Annotated in this window: 3 protein-coding genes; all 3 read left to right on the top strand. The window is 40.3% G+C overall.

What is annotated here, in order from left to right:
- The first annotated feature begins 122 nt into the window (after positions 1–122).
- Positions 123–1,031 carry a glycine--tRNA ligase subunit alpha gene (gene glyQ, locus AC5JMF_RS30000; protein ID WP_495799354.1) on the top strand — a complete coding sequence of 303 codons (909 nt, stop codon included), beginning with the start codon at positions 123–125 and terminating at the stop codon, positions 1,029–1,031.
- Between the two features lie 65 nt (positions 1,032–1,096).
- On the top strand, positions 1,097–1,576 hold the full coding sequence (locus AC5JMF_RS29995; RefSeq protein WP_495799353.1) for a DUF4079 domain-containing protein: 480 nt from the start codon (positions 1,097–1,099) through the stop codon (positions 1,574–1,576).
- A gap of 165 nt (positions 1,577–1,741) precedes the next feature.
- Positions 1,742–4,102 (top strand): ComEC/Rec2 family competence protein, encoded by a 2,361-nt coding sequence (locus tag AC5JMF_RS29990; RefSeq protein ID WP_495799352.1) that lies wholly within the window; start codon positions 1,742–1,744, stop codon positions 4,100–4,102.
- Positions 4,103–4,305: the final 203 nt, after the last annotated feature.

Raw genomic sequence — 4,305 nt, 5'->3', positions numbered from 1 at the left:
CTCTGTCAACCCCTTTTTCCAATTTTATTTGGAACACTTTTCGCAGCCGCTAAAACTGCCCACAGTGCTGGTTTGTAGGCAACAATAGTCTATGCAGTGTGTTGACGAAGGAATGGTTAAGTGTGAATTTTCAATCAGTAATAGCAATATTGCATAAGTTTTGGAGCGATCGCGGTTGTCTCATTGCCCAGCCGTATGACATGGAAAAAGGGGCTGGGACTAAGAATCCTCACACTTTTTTAAGAGCGCTGGGGCCGGAACCTTGGGCTGTGGCTTATGTTGAGCCTTGCCGACGTCCTACAGATGGTCGCTATGGCGAAAATCCCAATCGCTTTCAGCATTATTATCAATATCAGGTTTTGATTAAACCTTCGCCAGATAATATCCAAGAGATTTATCTTGATTCTTTGAGGGCTTTGGGTATTCGTCCTGAAGACCACGATATTCGGTTTGTAGAGGATAACTGGGAAGATGCGACGGTGGGAGCCTGGGGTACTGGTTGGGAAGTATGGTTAGACGGGATGGAAATTACTCAGTTTACTTACTTTCAACAGTGCGGTGGAATTGATTGCCGTCCTGTGTCGATTGAGATTACATACGGCTTAGAGCGATTAGCGATGTATCTTCAGCAGGTGGAAGCAATCACCAAAATCCATTGGACAGACAATCTCACCTATGGTGACGTGCATCTGCAAGGTGAAATTGAACAGTGTACCTATAACTTTGAGGCGTCGAATCCTGAGATGCTGCTGACGTTGTTTAATTTGTATGAGCAAGAGGCTACGCAATTAACTGAGCGAGGATTAGTTTTACCTAGCTTGGATTATGTAATTAAGTGTTCGCATACATTTAATTTGCTGGATGCCAGGGGTGTAATTTCGGTTACGGAGAGAACTCGTTACATTGCTAGGATTCGGCATTTGGCAAGGAAAGTAGCTCACTTATATGTTGAACAAAGGGAACGGTTGGGTTTTCCGCTGCTGAAAAATGCTGAAAGTTCAGAAGTAGAAACCAGTATTAAGTATCAATAATACTTGACTGAGTTCCTCGAACCTTTTAAATAAAAAGTGATGCGTAACTTATTTGGCACATAGTAATGGTGAATTGGAGTGAAGTTCTAGAACCGATCGCAGCTTGGTTTCGTTCTTTTGGGCTACCTGAACCAATTGTGCATTGGGGGCATCCGTTGATGATGGCGATCGTTGTTTTTATTTTGGGTAGCTATGTTGGACTGGCAGGGTGGCGAGGGAAACTAGTTGAAGATAAAGATGCTGCAATTAAAAGTCGCAGTGATCATCGAAAACTAGCACCTTGGTTATTTTTGTTCATGGCAGCTGGCTATACAGGTGGGGTGTTGTCTTTAGTAATGCAACATCAACCAATTTTCGAGAGTCCCCACTTTTGGACTGGTTCACTAGTACTGTTACTGTTATTGATTAACGGTGTAATATCTTTAAGTGGCTTTTTGGGTAATAAAACAGCGTTGCGTGCAGTTCATGCTTATTTGGGCAGCGTTGCGCTTTGTATTATGTTTATTCATGCTGTGTTAGGGTTCCAGCTGGGAATATCTTTATGATGCAGTATATGACTGAACGTGAGAAACACTGCTATATCCTTGCTACAGAAGGATGAAATTACACAAATAAAGCCCGTTCTCACGGGCTTTATTTATATAAACCCGATGAACTATATTTCACCACAACTGCTAATTTTATTCGTCAGGTGCTTTTAAAAAAGTCTTATGATTCAGACAAGTGGTGTGATTATCTGTCTTGGTTACATTTTAGGATTATTGTTTACAGCAGTTCCTTGGGGTGGTGTATGGATTTTGGTTGTGAGTGTAGTAGGAGCAATTTTATTTAGACGACGGTACACAGTTCCAAAACAAATTGCTCAGAAGACAGAAAGCGCTAGTAGTAAAACTAAGAAAATAGCGCCATTAACTTGGCAAATTACTCCTCATCCGAGGGTATGGATAGCAGCTGGTTTAGTGGGGTTGTTGGCAACTGTATATTTTCAATGGCGAGTACCACAACCAGGAATCAAAGATATTAGTCAGTTTGTTGAGTCTGGAAATAACAGTAATCAAGAACAGTTAGTAATTGTTCGTGGCAAAGTAGTAAGTAATCCACGGTTGACTCGTAGCCAGCGAGGGCAATTTTGGCTAGAAGTAAATCAGTTGGATGAAATTAAAAATGAACAGAGTTCAGCAGGTTTGGCAAAAGGTGTGACAGGTAAGTTGTATGTAACTGTACCTTTATTGCAAACCACTGGGTTGCATTCGAGTCAACAAATTGCAGTGACTGGGATTTTATACAAACCCAAAGCTGCGTCAAATCCTGGTGCTTTTAATTTTCAGAAGTTTCTCAAGCAAGAAGGAACATTTGCTGGTTTGATTGGACGACAGGTAAATGTTCTAGATGAGGGAGATAAATGGGGATGGCGGCAAATTAGGGAGCGAATTGTGCGATCGCAAGTTCGTTTTTTAGGTGTTCCAGAAGGCCCACTCGTGAGTGCAATGGTTTTGGGAAGTAAAGCTGTTGATTTACCTTACGATATGCGTGACTTGTTTGTACAGGCGGGTTTGGCTCATGCTTTAGCTGCTTCTGGGTTTCAAACTTCCTTAATTTTAGGTGTGATATTACAGTTAACCAGGGGTACAAAAAAGGGAACACAATTTACCCTTGGATTATTAGCTTTAATTATTTTCTTGAGTTTAACAGGCTTCCAACCAGCAGTACTCAGAGCAGTAATCATGGGCTTTGGGGCATTAATTGGTTTGTTATTAAAACGGAAAGTCAAACAGCTAGGTTCACTGTTGGTAGCAGCAACATTGTTACTGTTATTTAATCCTTTATGGATTTGGGACTTAGGCTTTCAGTTGAGTTTTTTAGCGACGCTAGGATTAATTGTGACAGCCCCTCCAATCGTTCAGCGTTTGGGATGGCTACCACCTGCGATCGCTTCTTTAATTGCTGTTCCTCTGGCTGCTACTATTTGGACTTTACCAATACAAATTTTTGTTTTTGGGGTTGTACCAGCTTACAGTTTATTACTAAATATTATCACTACTCCATTGATTTCTATTGTTAGTATTGGCGGCATTATTAGCGCTTTGCTAGCATTAGTTTGGACAGAAGCAGGAAGCTTTTTGGCTGGGTTATTACATTATCCTGCTGATTGGTTAATTCAACTAGTAGAATTTTTTGGTAAGTTACCAGGAAATTCTGTGGCTGTGGGCAGTATTTCCACTTGGCAATTATTAGCTATTTATATGTTGATTTTTTTGGTATGGCTGATGCGTTGGTGGCAGCGACGATGGTGGTTTGCTGGTTTAATTGCGATTGGTTTAGTACTCATTCCAGTTTGGCATTCTACAAATACTTTATTTAGAATAACTTTGCTGGCAACAGATACAGAACCAATTGTAATTGTTCAAGACCGAGGAAAAGTTACCCTCATCAATAGTGGAGAAGAAGGTACAGGACGCTTCACTATTGTGCCTTTTTTGCAGCAACAAGGTGTAAATCAAATTGATTGGGCGATCGCCAGTGAATTTCCAGGTAATGAAAGTAATGCTTGGTTAGAATTACTCCAACGTTTACCAATTAAAAACTTTTATGATTATTCTGCTAAAACAGAAAATGCAATTGCAGTTCAAACAATTCAACAAGAAATACAAAAGTATCAAGGAGTTTATCAATCTTTAGTGCTTGGTCAAGCTGTTAATACTGGTTCAATAGTAACTAAATTAATTAATGACCAATTGCCGATCCTACAATTACAAGTTCTCGATCAAAATTGGTTATTAGTAGGTAATATGAAGTCGAAAGAGTTGCAACAACTAATCAAAAATGGCAGTTTGCCTAGTCCGCAAGTATTATGGTGTGATGTTCAATCCTTAAAAGATTTAGTTCTTGCCTTGAAACCACAAGTTGCGATCGCTGCTAATGCTAATTTTGATCCCAAAACTCTGTCTGAACTCAGCAAAAGCCAGACACAACTCTTTTTTACTGGGCGCGATGGGGCAATCCAATGGACACCTAATGGACAATTTGAGGCGTTTATTCAAGCAACAGAAAGCAAATCTTCTGTTTTTTGATCATCCGTTGAGAGATTTACAAAAAATATTGTGATGCCTTTGTAAATGCTGCTGCTGCCAGAGATATGAATTATGAAGACAACCTCACCCGCCGCTATGAAATTAAAACTGGTCGTCAAGGACAGCAAGTTAACCAACTGCTAGACAATAGACCTCTTGCATAAATATTTTTTTTGTTGGGCTACGCCCCGCTTCTCTACGAG

This window comes from Desmonostoc vinosum (assembly GCF_059505385.1).
Note: the sequence above shows the minus strand (reverse complement) of the source record. Positions and strands in the feature narration are given on the sequence as shown.